The sequence below is a fragment of the Hyphomicrobium zavarzinii ATCC 27496 genome, from assembly GCF_000383415.1.
In the GTDB taxonomy this organism is placed as follows: domain Bacteria; phylum Pseudomonadota; class Alphaproteobacteria; order Rhizobiales; family Hyphomicrobiaceae; genus Hyphomicrobium_C; species Hyphomicrobium_C zavarzinii.
The window spans coordinates 69,724-91,570 of sequence record NZ_KB911263.1 but is presented as its reverse complement, the minus strand read 5'-3'; the positions used below and the strand labels follow the sequence as shown (position 1 = coordinate 91,570).

At 65.9% G+C, this 21,847-nt stretch carries 18 protein-coding genes; 8 read left to right on the top strand and 10 right to left on the bottom strand.

What is annotated here, in order from left to right; genetic code table 11:
• Positions 1–121: 121 nt before the first annotated feature.
• Positions 122–1,753, bottom strand: coding sequence for an acyl-CoA synthetase (locus F812_RS0120010; RefSeq protein ID WP_020087761.1), 1,632 nt, complete (start codon positions 1,751–1,753; stop codon positions 122–124).
• A 696-nt stretch (positions 1,754–2,449) separates the two neighbouring features.
• Here F812_RS0120010 and F812_RS0120000 point away from each other — a divergent pair.
• Both F812_RS0120000 and F812_RS0119995 read left to right on the top strand, forming a co-directional pair.
• Entirely contained in the window at positions 2,450–2,710 is a 261-nt protein-coding gene (locus F812_RS0120000; RefSeq protein WP_020087760.1) for a DUF4170 domain-containing protein, read from the top strand.
• A 202-nt stretch (positions 2,711–2,912) separates the two neighbouring features.
• Positions 2,913–4,751, top strand: a complete 1,839-nt coding sequence (locus tag F812_RS0119995) for an ABC transporter ATP-binding protein (RefSeq protein ID WP_020087759.1) — start codon at positions 2,913–2,915, stop codon at positions 4,749–4,751.
• Positions 4,752–4,794: 43 nt separating this feature from the next.
• Here F812_RS0119995 and F812_RS0119990 read toward each other — a convergent pair whose 3' ends face one another.
• Complete coding sequence (locus F812_RS0119990; RefSeq protein ID WP_026868302.1) at positions 4,795–5,532, bottom strand: fused DSP-PTPase phosphatase/NAD kinase-like protein; 738 nt, start codon at positions 5,530–5,532, stop codon at positions 4,795–4,797.
• A 292-nt stretch (positions 5,533–5,824) separates the two neighbouring features.
• Between F812_RS0119990 and F812_RS26205 the strand changes: the two genes are divergently transcribed.
• Together F812_RS26205 and lpxK are read left to right on the top strand one after the other, a co-directional pair.
• Positions 5,825–7,855, top strand: a complete 2,031-nt coding sequence (locus F812_RS26205) for a glycosyltransferase N-terminal domain-containing protein (RefSeq protein WP_020087757.1) — start codon at positions 5,825–5,827, stop codon at positions 7,853–7,855.
• Positions 7,845–8,891 (top strand): tetraacyldisaccharide 4'-kinase, encoded by a 1,047-nt coding sequence (gene lpxK / locus F812_RS0119980; protein WP_020087756.1) that lies wholly within the window; start codon positions 7,845–7,847, stop codon positions 8,889–8,891. Before F812_RS26205 ends, lpxK begins: the two co-directional genes overlap by 11 nt.
• 12 nt (positions 8,892–8,903) lie before the next feature.
• Here lpxK and F812_RS0119975 read toward each other — a convergent pair whose 3' ends face one another.
• Entirely contained in the window at positions 8,904–9,140 is a 237-nt protein-coding gene (locus tag F812_RS0119975) for a DUF2093 domain-containing protein (protein WP_020087755.1), read from the bottom strand.
• A gap of 124 nt (positions 9,141–9,264) precedes the next feature.
• Positions 9,265–11,049 (bottom strand): exodeoxyribonuclease VII large subunit, encoded by a 1,785-nt coding sequence (gene xseA / locus F812_RS0119970; protein WP_156827571.1) that lies wholly within the window; start codon positions 11,047–11,049, stop codon positions 9,265–9,267.
• A 54-nt stretch (positions 11,050–11,103) separates the two neighbouring features.
• On the opposite strand from xseA, the gene purD reads away from it, so the two are divergent.
• From purD to F812_RS0119955, 3 genes are all read left to right on the top strand, one after another.
• Positions 11,104–12,390: a phosphoribosylamine--glycine ligase gene (gene purD, locus F812_RS0119965; protein WP_020087753.1), complete on the top strand. Its 1,287-nt coding sequence runs from the start codon at positions 11,104–11,106 to the stop codon at positions 12,388–12,390.
• Positions 12,390–12,812 carry a hypothetical protein gene (locus tag F812_RS0119960; protein WP_020087752.1) on the top strand — a complete coding sequence of 141 codons (423 nt, stop codon included), beginning with the start codon at positions 12,390–12,392 and terminating at the stop codon, positions 12,810–12,812. The genes purD and F812_RS0119960 overlap by 1 nt, the downstream gene beginning before the upstream one ends.
• A 152-nt stretch (positions 12,813–12,964) precedes the next feature.
• Positions 12,965–13,300 carry a hypothetical protein gene (locus tag F812_RS0119955; protein ID WP_020087751.1) on the top strand — a complete coding sequence of 112 codons (336 nt, stop codon included), beginning with the start codon at positions 12,965–12,967 and terminating at the stop codon, positions 13,298–13,300.
• A 22-nt stretch (positions 13,301–13,322) separates the two neighbouring features.
• Here F812_RS0119955 and F812_RS0119950 read toward each other — a convergent pair whose 3' ends face one another.
• The 3 genes from F812_RS0119950 to thiS are packed head-to-tail and all read right to left on the bottom strand — an operon-like array spanning position 13,323 to position 15,063.
• Positions 13,323–13,943 (bottom strand): thiamine phosphate synthase, encoded by a 621-nt coding sequence (locus F812_RS0119950; protein WP_020087750.1) that lies wholly within the window; start codon positions 13,941–13,943, stop codon positions 13,323–13,325.
• A 7-nt stretch (positions 13,944–13,950) separates the two neighbouring features.
• Positions 13,951–14,808 carry a thiazole synthase gene (locus F812_RS0119945; protein WP_020087749.1) on the bottom strand — a complete coding sequence of 286 codons (858 nt, stop codon included), beginning with the start codon at positions 14,806–14,808 and terminating at the stop codon, positions 13,951–13,953.
• Between the two features lie 3 nt (positions 14,809–14,811).
• Positions 14,812–15,063: a sulfur carrier protein ThiS gene (thiS, locus tag F812_RS0119940; protein WP_020087748.1), complete on the bottom strand. Its 252-nt coding sequence runs from the start codon at positions 15,061–15,063 to the stop codon at positions 14,812–14,814.
• 378 nt (positions 15,064–15,441) lie between these two features.
• On the opposite strand from thiS, the gene F812_RS0119935 reads away from it, so the two are divergent.
• Positions 15,442–18,900 carry an acyl-[ACP]--phospholipid O-acyltransferase gene (locus F812_RS0119935; protein ID WP_020087747.1) on the top strand — a complete coding sequence of 1,153 codons (3,459 nt, stop codon included), beginning with the start codon at positions 15,442–15,444 and terminating at the stop codon, positions 18,898–18,900.
• 135 nt (positions 18,901–19,035) lie between these two features.
• Here F812_RS0119935 and F812_RS0119930 read toward each other — a convergent pair whose 3' ends face one another.
• From F812_RS0119930 to F812_RS0119920, 3 genes are all read right to left on the bottom strand, one after another.
• Positions 19,036–19,317, bottom strand: coding sequence for a hypothetical protein (locus tag F812_RS0119930; protein ID WP_020087746.1), 282 nt, complete (start codon positions 19,315–19,317; stop codon positions 19,036–19,038).
• Between the two features lie 141 nt (positions 19,318–19,458).
• Complete coding sequence (locus F812_RS0119925) at positions 19,459–21,132, bottom strand: outer membrane beta-barrel protein (protein WP_020087745.1); 1,674 nt, start codon at positions 21,130–21,132, stop codon at positions 19,459–19,461.
• A 187-nt stretch (positions 21,133–21,319) separates the two neighbouring features.
• A complete protein-coding gene (locus F812_RS0119920) occupies positions 21,320–21,787 on the bottom strand; it encodes an NfeD family protein (protein WP_020087744.1) in 468 nt (155 codons plus the stop codon).
• Positions 21,788–21,847 lie beyond the last annotated feature (60 nt).

Genomic DNA, 21,847 nt, shown 5'->3' with positions numbered 1-21,847 from the left:
TGTGTCGTCTGCCGGGTCGCGCGTATGTGCGAAACAGGCTCTCGCGACGTGCTCGCGAAAGAGCTTGGCGGTGGCTTTGTGGCTTGGAGCGAAACGGGCTCGGAGCAAGCGCGGGCTGCCGTCAGGCGTCCTTCGCGAGCTCGCGCAGCCTGAACTTCTGCACCTTGCCGGTCGATGTTTTCGGCACGTCGATGAAGACGATACGCCGGGGCGCCTTGAAGTGCGCGAGGCGCTCGCGGCACCACGCGATCAATTCCTCCTCGGTGGCGCTCGTTCCGGGCTTCAATTCCACGAAGGCGCAGGGTGTTTCGCCCCATTTCTCGTCGGGCTTCGCGACCACCGCGCAGACCGCGACTGCGGGGTGCTTGTAGAGAACGTCTTCGACCTCGATCGACGAGATGTTCTCGCCTCCCGAGATGATGATGTCCTTGGAGCGGTCCTTGAGCTGGATGTAGCCGTCCGGATGGAGCACGCCGAGGTCGCCGGAATGAAACCATCCGCCTTCGAAGGCTTCGGCGGTGGCTTCCGGGTTCTTCAGGTAGCCCTTCATCACGATGTTGCCGCGGAACATGACCTCGCCGATGGTTTCGCCGTCGGCGGGAACGCGCGTCATCGTCACCGGATCCATGACGGTGAGGGCTTCGAGGGCAGGATAGCGCACGCCCTGGCGCGAGCGGCGCGCGTCCTTGGCGGGCTTGGGCAGGTCGTCCCAGGCGCTATGCCATTCGTTGAGCGTCGCGGGGCCATAGGTTTCGGTGAGGCCGTAGAGATGCGTCAGCGCGAACCCGGCTTCGTTCATGCGCGCCATCACGCTCTCGGGCGGAGGGGCTGCGGCGTGGTTGAACGCCACGCGATGGGTGATCTCGCGGCGCTCTTCGTCCTTGGCGTTGAGCAGCGTCGCCATGACGATCGGCGCGCCGGAGAGATGCGTGACTTTGTGATCGACGATGGCGTCGTACATCGCTTTGGCTCGCACCCAGCGCAGGCAGACGTGGGTGCCTGCGACGACGGAGAGCGACCAGGGAAAGCACCAGCCGTTGCAATGGAACATCGGCAGCGTCCACAGATAGACGGGATGCTTGCCCATGCCGGTGGCGATGGTGTTGGCGTAGCACATCAGCGCCGCGCCGCGGTGGCTGTAGACGACGCCTTTGGGATTGCCTGTGGTGCCTGACGTGTAGTTGAGGCTGATGGCGTCCCATTCGTCCGGCGGGGTGCGCCAGGTAAAGGCCGGATCGCCGCCGGCGAGGACGGCCTCGTAATCGAGATCGGAGAGCGCGGGGCCTGCCGCGTCCGGGTATTCGGTGTCGTAGTAGTCGATGATCAGTGGTTTCGCTTTCGCGAGCGCGAGCGACTCGTTCATCAATCCCGAGAACTCGCGGTCGGAGATCAGGATTTTCGAGTTCGCGTGATCGAGCTGAAAGGCGATGATCGGCGCGTCGAGCCGGGTATTGAGGCAATGAAGCACGGCGCCCGTCATCGGCACGGCATAGTGCGCTTCGAGCATGGCCGGCGTATTTGAGAGCATCACGGTGACCGTGTCGCCGGGGCCGATGCCGCGGCTCACCAAGGCGGACGCAAGGCGGCGGGCGCGCGCGTAGAACTCCGAGTAGGACACCCGCTTCGAGCCGTGGATGATGGCGGTGTGCTCTGGATAGACGGCGGCGGCCCGTTCCAGGAGGCCGATCGGAGTCAGCGGCTGATAGTTGGCGGGGTTCTTGTCGAGACCGATGGAGTAGGGGTTTTCGCTCATCAGGGGCCGTCGGTTCTTGGTTTGGTTGTGGTGCGGTCAACGCTAGCGAAGGACACCCGCGGCGGCAATGTCGATCCGCGCACGGGCTTGTCGTTGCCTGACGGCACGCCAGCGTCTGCCGACATATTGGGCAACTTCACTGTGAAGCTTTGCGGTTTGTGCCTTGAAACTCGGGCGCGGGTCTATAGCATCTTCGGGTGTGTCGTCAGTCCCTCTTTGCAAGGGAGGCGGAAATGACGGAGCCCAAGCTAGAAAACGTGGCGTTATGGGTGGTCGCGGTGCTCGTTTTGATGGTGCCGTGGGCGCTTCTGTGAGTCGCGCGGCCTCGGCGGTCTGCCGAGGAGCCGGGCTGGCATAAGCCCGGATCTCAGAAAAGGTTTCGGCGCGGTAAGGTTTCCCCCTTTTTCCGCGCCGTTCCCCCGTTTGCCCTGTCAACTTCTGAGCAGCCGTCTCGTGCGGCCATGGGGAGATATTGGCACGGCAAATTGGAGATCCGATTAAAGAAACTGCTTAGCAACGCATGAAAATTTGATCCATTCGCCGGTTTTTGCCGGAAAAGGGGCGAATTGGGCGCCGCGCTACTTCAACAGGTGCGAAAAGGTCGCGGCCCTGCAGGCGCTGCCGCAGCCTTGAACCCTTTTGGGGGATGGGGCAGGAAAAGAAGTTGCACTCAATTGTCGATCTAGAGGATCCAGAATGACCGTCCAGCTCGAAACCGCTCCCAAGCAGCTCCTTCACCTCGTTTTCGGCGGTGAGCTGCAGGACCTCGAAGGGATCGAGTTCCGGGACCTCAAGAGCCTGGATATCGTTGGCATTTTTCCGAATTATGCGGAGGCTCTCGTTGCCTGGAGGGCGGCCTCCCAGAAGTCGGTCGACAATGCTGCGATGCGTTACTTCATCGTGCATATGCATCGCCTTCTTGAGCCCCTGGCGAAGGCGGGGCAGGCGCCGGCCTGACGGGACGTTCCGCGCGGCCCCGAAAAGGGCCACATGGGCGCCAAATCATACACTTATTACCAGCTCTCCACCGGAGGTCGGTCGGCTGCCGTGCTGACTTCCGCTAAGCTCGAAGATAAAATCGGGCGTTTTTCGCGTGCCCGAGCCGTGCGTAGCCCAGAGGCGGACTGCCGTCGTTTTCTTTAGGAGCCCTTCACAGTCGATGGCGACCGCACGCACACCACGGCATGGGCAAACCGCGCGCCCGAAGAAGGCTGCCCTCGACGCCCATTCGCGCAAGCTTCTCTCTCGCTTCCTGGCGGACTGGGTGAAGCCGCGCTGGCGCGAGCTGCTCGTCGCGCTTGCGCTGACGGCGGCCCTGGCGGCGGCGACCGGCGCCTATCCGATGGTCATCAAGTTCTCGTTCGACAATCTGCTCGCGGGTGACGTTTCGTGGCTGCCGTGGGTGCTCGCCGCGATCATCTTCATCACGCTCGCGCGAAGCACGTTCCTTTACCTGCAGACGGTTGCTACGCAGCGGATCGTTCTCCGGTTGATGGCGGACATGCAGAGCGTCACGTTCCGCCATTTGATCAACGCGGACTATGCGCGCCTCACCCGCGATACGCCCGGGCGGCTGATGTCCAAACTTACGAACGACGTGCAGTTCATCCAGCAGGCTTCCCTCGCCTCGATGAACTCGATCATGCGGGACACGCTCTCGATCGTCGCGCTCGTGGGATCGATGTTCTATCTGGACTGGCTCATTTCGCTGGTCGTTCTCGGCGTCTATCCGTTCGCGGCCGTGCCAATCGCGAGCATCGCGCGTCGGGTGCGCCACAATTCGACGCGCACGCAGGCCGAGCTCGGCGGCATGACCTCGCTGCTGGTCGAAAAGCTCGGCGCGACGCGGCTCATCAAGACCTATCGTCTCGAGGACTACGCGGCCTCCCGCGTGAACCGGAGCTTCGAGGAGGTCTTCCGGTTGAGGCTCAAAGGCGTCGCTGTGAAGGCGCGGCTGGAAGCGTTGCTGGAAGCGCTCGGCGGCGCGGCCGTGGCTGGCGTCATCTGGGTCGCCTACTGGCGCATTTCGAGCGGAGCCTCGACGGTCGGCGATTTCATGGGATTGACCGCCGCTCTTCTGATGGCGGCACAGCCTCTCAAGGCGGTTGGCGGTTTGATGGCGCGTCTCCAGGAGGGCCTCGCGGCCGTGGAGAGCATCTACGAGATCCTGGACGAGAAGCCGAAGAACAAGGATCTGCCGGGGGCGAAGCCGCTGCACATCACAGAGGGCGCGGTCAGCTTCGATCACGTGTCGTTCCACTACGGCGACGAGTCGATTCCGGCGATCATCGATTTCAATCTCGAGGCCAAGGGCGGGCAGACGGTCGCGCTGGTGGGCCGGTCGGGAGCCGGAAAATCCACGATCGTCAATCTCGTGCCCCGGCTCTTCGACGTGACGGGCGGCAGCATCCGCATCGACGGGCAGGACATCCGGGAGGTGACGCTGGCGTCGCTGCGCTCCTCGATCGCCCTCGTCAGCCAGGATGTCACGCTGTTCGACGATACGATCCGCGCGAACATCGCGCTCGGCAGGCTCGGCGCGAGCGACGAGGAGATCGTGGCGGCGGCCAAGGCGGCGGCGGCGCACGAGTTCATCCTCAGCCAGCCGCAGGGCTACGAGACGCTGATCGGCGATCGCGGCGTGCGGCTTTCGGGCGGGCAGCGCCAACGCCTCGCGCTGGCGGCGGCTATTCTCAAGGACGCGCCCCTCCTCCTGCTCGACGAGGCCACGAGCGCGCTCGATACCCAGTCGGAACGGCTCGTCCAGCAGGCGCTGGCCGATTTCACGCGCGGGCGCACGTCGATCGTGATCGCGCACCGCCTCTCGACGGTGCAGAACGCGGATCTCATCTGTGTGATGGACGGCGGGACCATCGTCGAATCCGGCTCGCATAGCGAGTTGATCGCCCGGGGTGGGGCCTATGCCCGCCTCGTGCGCGCGCAACTGCTGTCGGATTCCGATGCGGACAGCCCGCCGCCGGGATTGCCTTTGAACTGAAGCGCGACAGCTCGCCCGGCTGCAGGGCACGGCCTGCCGGCCGTTATTCGCGGCGGAAAATCTTGTCGACGACGCGGTTAGCCCAGCTCTGGGAGTGAAGGCGGGCCTCTACGTCCTTCGGATCGTAGACCGTCTCCACCCATTCGTAGAACGAGATGGGCGTTTTCTCCGCATAGGCGAGATAGGCTTCGAGGAAGTGATCGAGGATGCCGGTGTCGGCCTGGCGGATGTGGCCGTATCTCAGGGATAGCTGGTTGCGCGCATCTGCGATCGGGATCTGGTGGCGCGTATGCAAGTAGAGCGCGCTCATCAGGCCGACGCGGTCCGCACCCGATTTGCAGTGCATGAGAATGGGATATTCGACGGTCTTGAACAGCTCGCGGGCGCCGAGCACCTCGTCACGCGTCGGAGCCGCGCGCGAGCGGACCCGGTAGTCGACCAGATTGATTCCAGCCTCCCGGCATGCCGCCTGCTCGTAGGCGTAGGTGGAGGTATCGAGCTGACCCCGCAGGTTCACCACCGTGCGCACGCCGCGCCGCGCGACGTCTCGGATCTGGTGGGGCAGGGGCTGGGCGGCACGCCAAGCTTGATCGGACAGGCGGTGCCGGTTGGGGAAAAACAGGCGGATGATAAGATGGTCAAGCAGCAGCATGTCGAGATAGCGGGCATACGGCTCCGCACGCCGGCGCCAAGACACCGGCAGCGCCGACGTCACAAGTCTCAGCCCCGCCCAACCCGAGCGGCGTAGAACGCGCCGTGCCCGTTTTGTGAGGGATGCCATGTGCTCTTTGATTTCCCGCGTAAATTGCCGCGTCTGGAGAGGAGCGTTCCACGGCGGCCTCTCAAAGCGGTCCAGTCTATGGGCTCCCTAGCATTATCCTGCCGGATCTGTCGATGATTCAGCGTCCACAGGCGTCGCCACAACATCCACATCGGCTACGTCCTTGTTCTGGCGTGCTTCTTATGTGGGAAACCGCTTCACACTTTTCCGGAAGCGCTCTATAGGGAAATGTCCGGAAAACGGCGTCAGGATTATTGCGGCTCGAGCAGGGAGAGGCGAGAGAGGCCGATCGATGGCACAATCGCCAAAGCCAGAGTCGAGAATTGGCAGATTCGCCGGTCTGCTTGCGGCGCGCTACACGCGCTTCGTCCGAAATACGTCCACCGTCGTCTACGAGCCGTCCGACGCAGTTGCGCGCGCGGGTGAAATACACCCGTTCATCCTGGCAATGTGGCACGGCCAGTTCGTGTTGATGCCGACGCTGCACCAGGGCGCCTTTCCGGTGTCGGCAATCGCGGCCCGCCATTCCGATGCGGCGGTGGTGCGCACCATGCTCGGCGAGTTCGACATCGAGGTCGTGCAGGGAGCAGGCGCGGGCGAGCGCAAGCGGGATCGCGGAGGTGCGACGGCGCTCCGGATCGCGACGCGGCTGCTCAAGGGCGGCAGCACCTTTTCCATGACGGCCGACATTCCGCCGGGGCCTGCGCGCAAGGCCGGCACCGGCATTACCATGCTGGCCCGCTATTCGGGCCGTCCCATCGTTCCGTTCGCGGTCGCCACGTCGCGCTTTCTCGTGCTGCCGACGTGGAGCCGAATGACCATCAACCTGCCGTTCTCGAAGCTGGCCTACGTCATCGGCGATCCGATCTGGGTGCCGCCCGACGCGGGGGAGGATGTGCTCGAAGAACGCCGGCGCGCGGTGGAAGCAGGCCTCAACCGCGTGACGGCGCGTGCCTATGAGATCGTGGGCGGAAATCTGGCGCGCGTGACGCCGCCTGCTCCGCCCGAGGCGTTGACTGCTCCGGCGGCCGAGGGGCTGACGCTCAAGCTCTACCGGGGCGGAACCCGCCTGTTCGGGCTCGTCGCGCCGCTGCTGCTCGCAGTTCGCGGCCGGCAAGGCAAGGAAGATCCCGAGCGACGCGGTGAGCGCTACGGCAAGGCGGGCCTGCCGCGTCCGGACGGTCCGCTCGTGTGGGTGCACGCGGCGAGCGTGGGCGAGACCAATGCGGTGCTGCCGGTGATCGAGCGGCTGCTCGCGGAACGGGAGGATCTGTCCGTTCTGCTCACGACCGGCACGGTGACGTCGGCGGCGCTTGCCAAACGGCGGCTTGGGCCGCGCGCGTTCCACCAGTTCATCGTGCTCGACGTGCCGGAGTACGTGCGCGCGTTCCTCTCGCACTGGAAGCCGGATCTCGCGGTGTTCGCGGAGAGCGAGATCTGGCCCAACCTCGTGATGGAATCCTCGGCACGCTCCATTCCGATCGCGCTCGTCAATGCGCGCATGTCGGCGCGCAGCTCCAAGCGCTGGAAACGGCTCAAGGGCATCTCGCTGCCGCTGTTCTCGCGTTTCGATCTGGTGCTCGCGCAGAACGATCAGCTCGCGCGCGCCTTCAAGGGATTGGGCGCGCGGCGCGTGCAGGGTATCGGCAATTTGAAGATCGACGCGCCGCCTCCCGTCGTGGACGTGATGGAGCTCGAGCGGCTGCGCCAGGCGCTCGACGGACGGCCTATCCTGGTCGCTGCCAGCACGCACGATCCCGAGGAGGAGATCGTGGGCCGTGCACACGCTCTCATCGCGCGCAAGCTTCCGCGCTTCTGCACGATCATCGCCCCGCGTCATCCGGCGCGCGGCAAGGCGATCGCCGAGATGCTCCGGGGCAAGGGGTTCCGCGTAGCGCTGCGCTCTGAGGGCAAGCTGCCGGATGCGGATACCGACATCTACGTCGCCGACACCATCGGCGAGCTCGGCACGCTCTATTCGCTTACCGACATTGCGTTCGTCGGCGGATCACTGATCCGGCATGGCGGGCAGAACCCGGTGGAGGCCGTCGGCCATGGCGCCGTGGTGCTTACCGGGCCGCACTGGACGAACTTCCGCGATTTCTACACTGCGCTTCTGCGCCGCAAGGGTGCGCGCGAAGTGAGCTCGGCCGAGGAGCTTGCGGCGGCGGTCGAGCAGATCCTCACGCAGGAGGGTGAGCTCGAGCGCATGAGAGGCGGCGCCAAGACGGCGCTGGCTTCGCTCGCCGGCGCGCTCGACCGGACGGTCGAGGCGCTGATCGAGATGCTGCCCGAAGGCTCGCGCGTGCGCCGTGCCTCTTGAGGAGCCCTCGTGGTGGTATGGGGCAGCCGGTGGCTCGCACCTCGCCGAACGCCTGCTCAGTCCAATAAGCGATCTCTACGGCCGTGTTGTCGAGCGCCGCTTCAAGGCCGTGCAGCCCTTCCGGTGCGGCCTGCCGGTGATCTGTGTCGGCAACTTCACGGCAGGCGGCACGGGCAAGACGCCGCTCACACGCTTTCTGGTTTCGATGCTCGCAGGCGATGGCGTCACGCCGGTCTGTCTTACGCGGGGTTACGGCGGCTCGCTTGCCGGTCCCGTCTGGGTCGCGCCCGAGCGTCACAGCGCAGGTGAGGTCGGCGATGAGCCGCTGCTCATTGCGCGGACGGCGCGGGTGATGATCTCGCGCGATCGCAAGGCGGGCCTCGCGGCGATCGCGGCGAGCGAGGGTGTCGAGATCGTCATCATGGACGACGGATTGCAGAATCCGAGCCTCGCGAAAGACCTCTCCATCGCGGTCGTGGATGCGGGCCGCGGATTCGGTAACGGCCGTGTCATTCCCTCGGGTCCGTTGCGGGCACGCCTCGATTTCCAGCTCGGTCTCGTTGACTGCATCGTGGTGATGGGTGCCGATCCACCGGAGGGGCCGTCGCCGATTTTCGAGGAGTTGAAGAAGCGGTTTCCCGGCCCGGTGCTGAGAGGGGCGGTGGCGCCGACGGGGGACTGCGGCTGGATCGCGGGAAAGTCGCTGCTTGCATATGCCGGCATCGCGAACCCGGAGCGCTTCTTCCGTCTGCTGGAAAGCTTCGGGCCGGACAGACTAGTGCGCCGCACGTTTCCCGATCATCACGCGTTCACGGAGGGCGAAGCCGCGGGGCTGATCGCCGAAGCAAAGGCGCTGGGCGCGGATCTGGTCACGACCGAGAAGGATCTGGCACGTCTCGCGGGGGGCTCGGGTGCGCCTGGAGAGCTTGCGTCGCTCTCGCGCACGCTGCCTATCGAGGTACAGTTCGACGACCGCGATCTTGTGCGGCTGCGCTCTCTGGTGGACGGAGTGCTGAAAGGGGCTGCGCGCGGCTGAGGCGGAGGGCGGTCAGCCGGCTGCCTTGCGATTGCGGACGGATTCGAGATAGCGCTGGAGCGAAATCTCGGAGGAGGCATAGGGCTCCTGCAACTCCACGCTCCAGTAGCGCAGATCCGCCAGATCGATCTTCTGCCCCGTCACGGCGCAGCGCACGAAATCGCCCGGCGAGACCACCTGGAACTCGCCGTCGAGGTAGCGCACCTGGGCTTCGCCCCGAATGCCAAACAGCTTGTCGAAGCGGTTCATGTTACCTCTGTCCTGCAAATACGTGCCGGCCGGAACGCTCGAAATGCGTGCTCGTGAGCCTGTCGCACCGTTCAAATCGCCAATTGGGGGGGCGGCGTCAAGGGACGGACTTCGAATTTTGTTATCAGAAGAGCGAGCCTTGCTCCCCCGGGCCCCGCTTCTGGGCTGTCGTTGCAGGCTTTTCGGGCGCTTTGCGGCCCGGCTCTGCGCGCGGGGAGGGTGTCGGGGGGGGCCTTCCGGGGCTCACGCCCTTGACGTCGGTCTGGACGCGTCCGTCGCCGAACTCGATTTCCAGGCTTTGTCCGACGGTTACGGCCGCGGCCGAGCGGACCATGGCGCCATCGGCGTCGCGGACGAGGGCGAAACCGCGCGCCAGGACGCTGTGATAGCCGAGCGAACCCAGGAGCTTGGCCTGGCCTTCGAGGGTGTGACGGCGCTGCGCGAGGCTGCCCGTGAAGGCGCGATCGAGGCGGCGGGCGAGGGTTTCGAGGCGCTCGCCGCACCGTTCCACGCGATGGCGGATGGGAGCCGGCTGAAGCCGCCCGGAGGAGCGCTCTAGCCGGGCCCGGCGCACGGCGGCTGTGCGCGCAAGGCCGTCGCGCGCGCGGCGTGCGAGACCGTCGAGCCTGTCGGCTGAGCGCTGGAAGCGAATTTCGAGGAGACGGGGATCGAGCCGGGACGTGATGCGCACATGGCGTGTGTGATGGGCTTGCGTGTTGGCGGAGAGGGCGCGCGAGAGGCGCAGCCCCGTCGTATCCATGCGCTGGCGGTGATGGATGACGAGGGTGCGCGGGCTCGGCAGACGTCCGGCCACCTGAGCGAAGCGCGTGTGGCTGCGCTGAACGCGGGTTCTGAGCGCTGCGTCGAGCCGCATGGCGACATTGTCGAGCCGCTGGCGGGGAAGGGCTGCGAGGTCCTCCGCACGCGGCAGTCCACGCTCTGCGGATTTAAGGTCGCGGCGCAACGTCTCCAGAAGACGGCGGATGGCGACGGAGAGGCGAAGCGTGAGCTTGCCGGTCTCCTGCAGGAGATCCGAGTGCTTGGGCACGGCCCATTCTGCCGCCTTGGTGGGGGTGGGTGCGCGGGCATCGGCGACGAGGTCGATCAGCGTCCAGTCGGTCTCGTGGCCGACCGCAGAGATGACGGGGATGGTGCTCGCGGCGACGGCGCGCACGACGGCTTCATCGTTGAAGCCCCAGAGGTCTTCCAGGCTGCCGCCGCCACGCGCGACAATCAGCACGTCGGGACGGGGAATTGCGCCTTCCGGTGAAAGCGCGTTGAAGCCACGGATGGCGGCTGCGACCTCGGCCGCGCTGCCTTCGCCCTGCACGCGCACCGGCCAGACGACGACGCGCGTCGGGAAGCGCTCGCGGAAACCGTGCAGCATGTCGCGGATGACGGCGCCGGTGGGGCTCGTCACGATGCCGACGACCTTGGGCAGGAAGGGAAGGGGCCGCTTGCGCTCCTCGGCGAAAAGGCCCTCGGCGGCGAAGCGGCGCTTCCTCTCCTCGAGTTGCGCCATCAGCGCGCCGAGGCCAGCGGGCTCCAGGCTCTCGATGACGATCTGATATTTGGATGAGCCGGGGAAGGAGGAGATCTTGCCGGTGGCGATGACCTCCATGCCCTCCTCAGGCTTGAAGCGCAGCTTGCTCCAGTTGCCGCGCCAGACGACGGCGTCGATCTTGGCCTTGTCGTCCTTCAACGAGAAGTAGCAATGGCCGGAGGCATGCGGGCCGCGGTAGCCTGAGATCTCGCCGCGCAGGCGCACGTGGCCAAATCCGTCCTCGAGCGCCCGTTTCACCGCGTTCGAGAGCTCGGAAACGGTGAATTCGGCGACGTTGTTGCCCTGGCTTGAGGCTGGGGAGGGAGTGGAAACCACGAATCGGTCCTTGCTTGTTCGGCGAGCCATCCATGATACACGATGGGCAAAACCCCATCCAAGATCGCCAGGATCTTCTTACCTATGAATGTTCTCCTGATCGGCGGCGGCGGGCGCGAGCATGCGCTGGCCTGGGCCCTGAGCGCCAGCCCGCTGCTTACGAAACTCTATGCCGCGCCCGGAAACGCGGGGATCGCGGAGCTTGCCGAGTGCGTCAAGCTCGACGTGACCGATCACGCGGCGGTGCTGCGCTTCATTGCCGAGACCGGCATCGGCTTCGTCGTGATCGGGCCGGAGGCGCCGCTGGTCGGCGGGCTCGGAGATGCGCTCTCGGCGGCGGGCATCAAGCATTTCGGTCCCTCTCAGGCGGCGAGCCAGCTCGAAGGCTCGAAGGGCTACACCAAGGATCTCTGCCGCGAGGCGGGCATTCCGACCGGCGCTTATGGCCGTTTCAAGGATGCTGCCTCGGCGCACGCCTATCTCGCGCGCCAGCCCGTGCCAATCGTGGTCAAGGCCGACGGGCTCGCGGCCGGCAAGGGCGTCGTCGTCGCGACGACGCGGGCCGAAGCCGAAGCCGCCATCGATGCGTGCTTCTCGGGCGCATTCGGTGCGGCGGGTGCGGAGGTGGTGATCGAGGAGTTCCTCGACGGCGAGGAGGCGAGCTTCTTCGCGCTCTGCGACGGCAAGACGGCGCTCGCGCTCGCGACCGCGCAGGACCACAAGCGCGTGGGTGACGGCGACACCGGGCCAAACACGGGCGGCATGGGTGCCTATTCGCCCGCGCCCGTGATGACGCCGGAGCTGGTCGAGCGGACGATGGCCGAGATCATCCGGCCGACTGTCAAAGCCATGGCGGCCCGCGGCACGCCTTTCAAGGGGGTGCTGTTCGCAGGCCTCATGATCACCAAGGAAGGGCCTAAGCTCATCGAGTACAACGTGCGCTTGGGCGATCCCGAAACGCAGGTGCTGATGATGCGGCTCACCTCCGATTTGCTGACGGCGATGCTGGCGACGGCGGACGGCGTGCTCGATGCCTGCGATCTGCGCTGGCGCGAGGACGTGGCGCTCACGGTGGTGCTCGCGGCCAAGGGCTATCCCGGCACGCCGGAAAAGGGCACAGAGATTCGTGGCCTCGAAATCGCGGGGCAGGTGCCGGGCGTGCAGATCTTCCACGCGGGGACGCGGCGAGACGGGGGGCGCCTTCTCGCGGACGGCGGGCGCGTGCTCAACGTGACCGCGCTCGGCGCCACTGTCGGCGAAGCGCAGGAGCGCGCCTATACGGCGATCGCCAAGATCGATTGGCCGGGCGGCTTCTGCCGGACCGACATCGGGTGGCGCGCAGTCGTGCGGGAGAAGGCGGGAGAGACGTGATGGGGCGGTTCGCAAGCCTCTTGCCGGGCATGGTCTTGGCGTGGACGCTTGCCGTCTCCGCCGCCGTTGCCGCAGATAAGCTTGCAACGGATGACGCTGTTCGCCGCGAAATGAAGGCCATTCGCGACCTGACGCTGAACGTGCACACGCTGGTGACGCACCGGCGTATGCCGCCCGCCGATGCCCGCACCTATCACGCCCGCGTCAAGGCGGCCGTAGAACGTCTCCGGACCGAGACGACGCTGGACGGCGGCGAGCGCGACGAGATCGAAAATCTCACGCAGGATATTCTCGCCGGCGCCAAGGCCATCGGACGCTCACCGTCCTCGACGGAAGCCATCGACGGGATCGTGGCCATCGACGAGGCGCTGGCGCGCTACGCGAAGCAGTTCGATCATCCAGGCTGGCAGCCGCTGCGATAGCAGCCTGGCGCGTGCGAAAATATCAGGCGCGTCTCCGGGAAGGATGTCCCTCACGCAAGGGACGATTTGAAGCTTGCGTACGCTGCGTCTGCGCGCACATGCTCGCGCTCGAGTGTGAGATGCCTGCATGGCACCCGCGGGGATGAGGCACAATGCTGCGCATAGTCACTTTGATCGTTGGCGTCGTGGTCCTGGCAGTTTCCGCCCATGCCGAGGTTTGGATGGTCAAATCCTCGGGCGTCGTCGGATGCCGGGATCGCGAGACGCTCGCCAAGCTCGATCCATCGCAGGCTTCGCACGACGGGGCCGCGCCTGACGGCTGCGTGCTTCTCTATCCGGGCGAGAGATTGCTGGACCAGCCTGAGGTAGGCGTGGGCTTCAACGAGTTCATCCGGGTGCAACGCCACGACAGCAGCACGGTGTTCGTCACGCGATCGGCGATCGTCGCCGATCCGGGGATCGGCGCGACGGACGATCGCGCGGAGTGACGCTGGTTTACCCGTGAGAGGCTCACGTGCGGACGGTGGCCGCCCAGTCGAGCCAGAGGCGCACGCGGGCTTCGGGATGGGGTGCCGTCATGAAATCGGTGATGACGGCGATGCTGTCGGCGCCGGCTGTCCGCACGGGGCCCGCGCGCTCGGGCGTGATGCCGCCGATGGCCACGAGCGGCAACGTGCCAATGCGCTTGCGCCAGATGCCGATGCGCTCCAGACCCTGCGGGGCCCATTTCATGACCTTGAGCTTGGTCTCGTAGATGGGACCGAGCGCGACATAAGCCGGATCAGCCTCTAGTGCGATCTCCAACTCGTGCTCGCTGTGGGTCGAGACCCCGAGCGCGATGCCCGCACGGTGGATGGCCTTGAGATCGGCGCGGGCCAGGTCCTCCTGGCCGAGATGGATCTCGGTGGCGCCGAGGTCGATGGCCTCCTCCCAGTAGTCGTTCACGATCAGGCGGCAGCCCGCGGCCTTCGCGACAGGGATCGACGCGCGGATCTCCTCGCGCACCTCGCCGGGCTCCAGGTCCTTCACGCGGAGCTGCACGGTGCGCACGCCGAGCGGTGCGATGCGCTCGAGCCAAGCGGCGCTGGGAACGATCGGGTAGAAGACATCGGGGGCAGGATGGGCGGTCATGGGAGGCTCATCGGCGGGTGCCGCCGGAGTGTGGCGGCTCGAAATCGAAAAACGGCGTGCCGGCGACCGGGGTCGAGGGCTGCGCGCGGTCGCTGGGCTCGATCAGGCCGGATTCGAACGCCGCGCGGCCGGCGTCTATGGCATTCGCGAAGGCGGCGGCCATGGTGACCGGGTCCTGCGCCTTGGCGACGGCCGTGTTCAAGAGCACGGCGTCGTAGCCCATTTCCATGGCAGCGGCGGCATGGGAGGGCGCGCCGATGCCCGCGTCGATGACGAGGGGCAGGTCTGGGAAGTAGGCGCGCATGGTCTTGAGCGCCAAGGGGTTGGACAGCCCGCGGCCGGTGCCGATGGGCGAGCCCCAGGGCATCAGTACGCGGCATCCGGCGGCCACGAGGCGCTCTGCGGCGGAGAGGTCCTCCGTGGTGTAGGGGAACACCTTGAAGCCGCGCTTCACGAGCTCGGTGGCGGCTTCGACGAGGCCGAACAGATCGGGCTGGAGCGTGTCGTCGTTCGCGATCACCTCGAGCTTGACCCAATCGGTCTCCAGAAGCTCGCGCGCCATCTCGGCGGTGGTGATGGCCTCCTTCGGCGTACGGCAGCCCGCCGTGTTCGGAAGCAGATGCACGGGGAGCGCGCGGATGAGATCCAGGAAGCGCTCGCCGCTGCGCCCGCGTGCCTGCTCGCGGCGCAGCGACACCGTGACGATGCCGGCGCGGGCGGCGCGAACCGCCTCGCTCATGACCTGCGGCGAGGGATAGAGCGCGGTGCCGAGCAGAAGGCGAGAGGACACCTGCACGCCATAGAAGGAAAGGGGCGTTGAGGTGGCGCCCGCCATGGCGCGGCGCAGAGGTTCTGTCTGGTTCATGGCTCAGCCGCCTTGACGGACCGAGAGGATCTCGATGCGATCGCCGTTGCGAACGGGGGCGCTCTCGCGCAGCCGCGCGGCGACGAAATCTCCGTTTACGGCGGTGGCGACCTTGACGTCGCCGAAGCCCTGCTCCGCCACGAGGTCGGCCAGCGTCTCGGCGGCGGTGGAGAGCGGGCGGCCGTTGAGCGTGACCTCGCGCAGCCGGTCCGCGGCCGCGATAGCTCCTCGATCGTCTGGTTTATGGGCGTTCAAATCTTGTCTTTCAGGTTCGTAAATAACATCTGGGCCGCTAGCATCGGCCCCCGGCGCGAGCCTGTCAATTAACGTGACTTTATCAGTGATTTGACAGGGTTGCGGGGTTTCTCAAGCTTAGTTAGGTGACGTCGGCACTCCAGAGGCCATGCAACTGGTCTTAAACCGTTTTTTCGGCTCTCCATAAAGGGCCGTGGTTTGACCATGATCAGGCCCCTAGTGGATGTTCGGATCGCGGCGTCACGGCCTTGGTGCTCATTCGTTTTCACGTCCCCCGGCTCGACGGCCTACCCGTGACTGATCGAGCCGGACGTGCTCTAGGTTCGGCCTCATTCGTTTCTCGAACGGCCTTTACGGCCGTTTACAGGATCTCTCCCCATGTTCACTGCGCTGATTACAAGCCGCCGCTTCGCACCGCTGTTCTGGTGTCAGTTCCTGTCGGCGCTCAACGACAACTTCGTCAAGAATGCGCTGGTGATCCTGATCCTGTTCAAGCTCGGTTCGCAATCGGGCGGTGCGTTGGTGGCGCTTGCGGGTGCGGTGCTGGTCGCGCCTTTTTTCATTCTGTCAGGGATCGGCGGCGAGCTCGCGGACCGCTATGACAAGGCTGTCGTCGCCGAGAAGCTCAAGCGCGCGGAAATTCCGGTCGCGATCATCGCGGCCGTCGGCTTTGTCACGCACTCGGTTCCTGTGCTGTTCGTCGCACTTGGTCTTTATGGCGTGATCGCTGCGCTGTTCGGTCCCATCAAGTACGGCATTCTTCCGGCTCTGCTCGAGCCCCGCGAATTGCCCGCCGGCAACGCGTTCGTGGAAAGCGCCACCTTCGCCGCCATCCTAATCGGCACCATCGGCGGCGGCCTCGCGGCATCCGATGCCAACGGCGTGTGGGTGCTCGCGGGGCTGGTCGTCGGTCTCGCCGCGCTGTGCTGGTTCTCCGCTTCGCTCATTCCGAAGACAGGAGCCGCCGCACCGGGGCTCGCCATCGATTTCAATCCCTGGACCTCGACCATGACGCTCATCCGCCATCTGCGCGGGGACCGTCGTCTGTGGGTCGGCGGCTTGATCACTGCCTGGTTCTGGCTCGTGGGCACGGTGGTGCTGTCGCTGCTGCCGGTGCTGATCAAGGACGCGCTTGGTGGCGGGGAAAGCGTCACTATCCTGGCGCTCGTGATCTTCACAATCGGCATCGCGGTCGGCTCGGGTCTTGCGGCGCGGGCCAGCAAGACACGCCCCAATCTCGCGCTGGTGCCGATCGGCGCCTTGTTGATGGGCGCGTTCTCGCTCGATCTCGCGCTGACGGTCTCGGGGCTCGTGAAATCGCCGGAAGTGCTGACGGTCGGCGCGTTGCTCAAGAGCGTGTCCGGCTGGCGCGTTCTCGTCGATCTCGCTGGTCTCGCGGTCGCGGGCGGCCTCTTCATCGTTCCCTCGTTCGCCGCCGTGCAGCTCTGGGCGCCCGTCGCGGAGCGCGCGCGCACCATCGGCGCGTGCAACGTGATGTCGGCGCTGTTCATGACCGCCGGCAGCCTCGGTGTCGCGCTGTTGCAGTGGCAGGGGGCGAGCCTCGGTCTGCTGCTCGTGCTGCTCGGCGCAGGCAATCTCGTGGCCATGGCGCTCATCCTGCGTGCTTGGGGCAAGCAGGGCGTGCAGGACGTCGGCGCGTTCCTGTTCAAGACGTTCATGGGGCTCGAGGTGAAGGGCTATGAAAACCTTCCGCCAGAGGGCACGCGCACCATCATCGCGCCGAACCACGTGAGCCTGCTCGACGCGCCGATCATGCACTCGATCCTGCCTTCGCACGCGGCTTTCGCCATCGATACGGGCATGGCGCAGAAGAGCTGGATCAAGCCGTTCCTCAAGCTCGTCAAGGCGCACGCCATCGATCCCACCAAGCCGCTCGGCACGCGCCATCTCATCCAGGCGGTGAAGGCGGGCGAGACGCTCGTCATTTTTCCCGAAGGGCGCCTGACCGTGACTGGCGGCCTGATGAAGGTCTATGACGGCACGGCGATGATCGCCGATAAAGCGGACGCCGTGATCGTGCCGGTGCGCATCGACGGGCCGGAGCGCTCCTATTTCGGCTATCTCAACCGCTTCCAGGCGCGCAAGTCGCTGTTCCCGAAGACGACGGTCACCATCCTTCCGCCCGTGAAGCTCGCGGTGCCCGAAGGCCTCAAGGGCAAGGCGCGGCGGCAGGCCGCCGGCATGGCGCTGCAGGATCTGATGGTGGATACGGCCGTGCGGACCGCCAATCTCGATCAGACGCTGTTCTCCGCGCTCGTCGAAGCGAAGGCGACGCGCGACACGGGCAAGCCCGCGATCGAGGATCCGCTCGGGACGCAGCTCAGCTATGGCAAGCTTATCCTCGGCGCGCAGGTGCTCGGCGCCAAGCTCGCGCCGCTCGCGCCGGAAGGTGCGGCGGTTGGCGTGATGCTGCCGAACTCGGCAGGCGTCGCCGTCACGTTCTTCGCGCTTCAGACCATCGGCCGCGTTCCCGCCATGCTGAACTTCACGGCGGGCCCGAACAACATCGAGGCGGCCTGCACGGCCGCCAAGGTCGACGTCGTGCTCACGTCGCGCACGTTCGTCGAGAAGGCGCATCTCGAAGCGGTGGTGGCGAAGCTCTCGGAGCGGCGGAAGATCGTCTACCTGGAGGACGTGAAGGCCAGCATCTCGTTCTCAGACAAGATGCGCGGTCTTCTCCTAGGCTCGCGTCCGCAGGTCGTGCGCAAGGCCAACGATCCGGCCGCGATCCTGTTCACGTCCGGCTCGGAAGGACTGCCGAAGGGCGTGGTTCTCTCGCACCGGAACATGCTGGCGAACGCCATGCAAAGCCTCACGCGTGTTGCCGTGAACGGGCAGGACAAGGTGTTCAACGTGCTGCCAGTGTTCCATTCGTTCGGCCTCACGGCCGGGCTCGTGATGCCGCTGGTGGGCGGTGTGCCGGTCTATCTCTATCCGACGCCGCTGCACTATCGCATCGTGCCGGAGCTGGTGTACGGTTCCAACGCCACCATCCTGTTCGGCACGGACACGTTCCTCAACGGGTACGCGCGCTCGGCGCATCCGTACGATTTCGCACGCGTGCGGTTGATCCTCGCTGGTGCGGAAGCCGTGAAGGAGCGCACGCGGCAGATCTACATGGAGAAGTTCGGCGTTCGCATTCTCGAGGGCTATGGCGTGACGGAGACGGCGCCGGTGCTCGCGATCAACACGCCGCTTGCGAACAAGTCCGGCACCGTCGGCCGCCTTTCGCCGCTGATGGAAGCCCGCCTGGAGGCGGTTCCCGGCATCGAAGGCGCGGGGCGCCTCTACGTGCGCGGCCCCAACGTCATGCTCGGCTACATGCGGGCCGAGAACCCGGGCGTGCTGGAGCCGCCGGCGGACGGCTGGCACGACACGGGCGATATCGTCGCCATCGATGAGCACGGCTTCATCTCGATCAAGGGCCGCGCGAAGCGTTTCGCCAAGATCGCGGGCGAGATGGTCTCGCTGTCGGCGGTGGAAGCCTTGGCGACCGAGCTTTGGCCCGCCGTAACGAGTGTGGTGGTTGCGCTGCCGGATGCGCGCAAAGGCGAGCGCCTGGTGTTGATGACCACCGACGCTTCAGCCACGCGCGATGCTTTCGGCCGCTACGCGCGCCAGAAAGGCGCCAACGAGCTGATGGTGCCTGCGGACATTCTGGTGGTGCCGGGCATTCCGCTTCTCGGCAGCGGCAAGCCGGACTACGTGGCCGCGCTTCAGCTCGCCAAGGAGAAGATGGCGAGCGCGCCGCGCAGGGCGGAAGCGCTGGTGCCGGAACCACAGCTCGGGCCGGGCGGTCCGATGCCTGCAGTGTAGCCGGCTTTTTCTAGCCGTTACGTATCCGGACACCGACCTTTGGCGGTGTGACGTCTCGGGAGACGGTGTGTTCGCCCAAGTATGACGTCACCCCGACAGTGGTCGGGGTCCAGATGCATGGAAAATCGTGTTCGACTACCGGCGCTCCTTGTCGCGCTGCCAGTAGAGGAAGAAGGTGGTCACCAGCGCGGTGAGGATGATGGTGCCGATGATGTCGCTGCGCTTGATGAAGGCGAGCCAGACGTCGACGCCGGCCAGCGTGCCGCCGCGGCCAACCAGGAAGCCGTTGATCATCATCACGAACAGAACCACGCCTGCGGTGAGAAGCGCAGCCGAGGCCACCTGAAGCGATCTCTTCATAACGCGGGGCATCGCCACCTTATGGCGGCCGACGGCGAACTGAGTACGGTCAGACATGGCGGGCTCCCTGCTGTCAAATCTGCGATCGTGCCGATCGGGCTGCTGCGACATGCGGTCGAAACTCGAAGCGAATCAATCCTGTGACCAAGATAATCCGCGAAGGCCGGGACGCAACGCTCCCGGTGAGCATAAGACGGCCTACTTGCGCAGCCTGACGCCGACGCGAACCTCGTCGGTGTCATAGTCACTGTTCACCTGATTTGAGGCATAGCTGAGGTGCTGATAGCGCGCGAATAGCACCAATTCGGGGCTCGCATAGTATTCGGCGCCCAGGAACGAGGTGAGCGCGCTCTCTTTGATGGGGGAAGCGTCGTAGTCGTAGTGCGTGTAGCTGAGGCCAGCGGACGCGATGAGATAACGGCGCATGGCATGGCGCGCTTCGAGGCCCACGGTTTGTGAGACGACGCCGCCCGAGTCCGGCGTGGTCGTGTCGTAGATATCGCTGCGGGCGGTGAGCAGGAACGAGGTGATCTCCGTGGGACGCCACGCGAGATTGGCGTCGAACAGGAAAGCATCCACCGCGTCAAGGCGGTGGTCGTTCGGCGTCTGCCGTCCATAGCCGACGCTCACCTCGCCGCGCAGGATCGCGCCGGTCGAGCCGAAGTCGAGACCGACGCGGGTACGCGTTCCGTCCGAGTCGCGCGGGATGCCGTCGCTCGGCGCGGCTTTCTTGTCGCGCTGGTTCAGCTCCTGCTCCGCAAACACGGAGAATGTGGGCTTGAACTGCCAGCTTCCGCGCACGGCCTGCTGAGTTTCGAGGGTATCGCGGTCCGCGTTGCTCTGGCCGTCGGTCTCGGAGTAGGTCGTGTCTGCGACCGATCCCCTGAGCTGGACCGACAGGCGGTTGAAGCGGTGGTTCAGCGAGAGCTGGGCCTGATCCGTCGTCACGTTGGCGCGGTTGCCGATCTGGTTGGCGTCGATCGCCGAGCGAGACTCCTGGCTCCGGTTGTGAGCGGCCAAAGCCTGGATGTTGGTTCGGCGCGTGATGTCGAGGCGTCCGCGCGCTTCGACGCCCCAGGCGCGATCGTCCTCGCTCGGGAAATCGTCGTGGAAGCTCGCGAGGCTCGTGCCCTTCAGCTCGAGGGCGTGTGTCGACCAGTTCGAGACGAGGCGCGAGGTGCTCTGGATCACGGCTGCGATGTCGGATCGCGCGTCAGGCGAGCTCAGCACGTTGTTGGTCGAGAGCCCTGCGATCTCGGTTTCGGGAAAGAACACGAAGCTCCCGACGCGGATGCCGATCGGATCGTAAGGCTCGAAGCGTGCGAGCCGCGCGGGACGGCGGTCCGTCTCGATGGGATCGGTGTCCTCGATCTGGAACAAGAGCGGATCGTGGCCGGCAGGCGGGTTCTCGAAGACCTCAATGTCCTCCGGAGGGCGCGTGTCGCGGGTGGGATCTGAGCCATCCTCGAAGGGCTGCGGCTCGCTGAGATCGACAATGCCATCGGCGGTCGCGGCGCCGTCGGCAGGTATCACGCCGTCCCCGTTGGCAACGCCATCCGAGGGCGCCTGCTCGCCTCCGTCCTGGTCGTTAGACGAATCCACCTCGCGTGCCTCGTCGCTCTGCTCGGAGGCTTCGCCGTCCGCGAAGCTATCGGGCACCGCACCGCGCAAGCGCTTGGGCGGCGTTTCGTAAGCCGTCGCGGGGTCGCTCGCGGCGGGCTTCTGCGTGCGCGTTGCGCCTTGCGCCGCGCCGTCACGTGAGGAGGTGGAAAGGGTGGGGCGTTGTGCGCCCGTCTCAGCCGATTGCGCGCGGGCGCCGGGGGCATGAAAGACCGCAGCCGCGAGCGTTGCCGCCGCGAAGCCGAAAAGCATCAAGCCAAGCCGCCAGACCACTGCCACAGTGGCGCCCTCATGAGGAAAGAACCGCACGCGAACGCACACTGATGACCGGCGGCATCCGAGAAATCGGATGCCGTTCAAATCGACAGTAGGGAGGGGTGGTTAAGGAGCGTTTAAGGATTGCACCGGCTCCCTCCCGAAGCGGGAGGGGAGCGGCAACTCAGGCGGGCTCGACGATGAAGACCGTGCCGTGAGAGCCGGTGATGCGCACGCGCGCACCCTTCTCCGCGTCGGCGCCGGAGGCGGGCCAGAGCGTATCGCCGACGCGGACGCGTCCGCGCCCGCTAGTGATCGCATCCTCCACCACCACAATGCGGCCCACATACTGGGCACCGCGATCGTTGAGATCCTTCTCGTCGCTTTCGACGTTCTGGGCGTTCGCGAAGCGGCGCACCCAGAACACGGTTGCGACGGAAATCACGGCGAACAGCACGAGCTGCCAAGGCAGGCTCAGCGCCTCACCGAGCCCCGATGCCGTGAGCGCGAACACCAGAATGCCGACGACGACGGCTGCGAGGCCGAACCATAGGAAATGCACGCCGGGGACCAGCGTCTCGAGCGCCATCAGCAGAACGCCGGCGATGAACCAGTTCCAGGGACCGAGGCCGGTGACGAGATCGACGATCATGGGCGAAACCCCGAGGTTGCTGCGTGCGGCCGATCTCTTTCAGGCGGCCGCACTCCAATG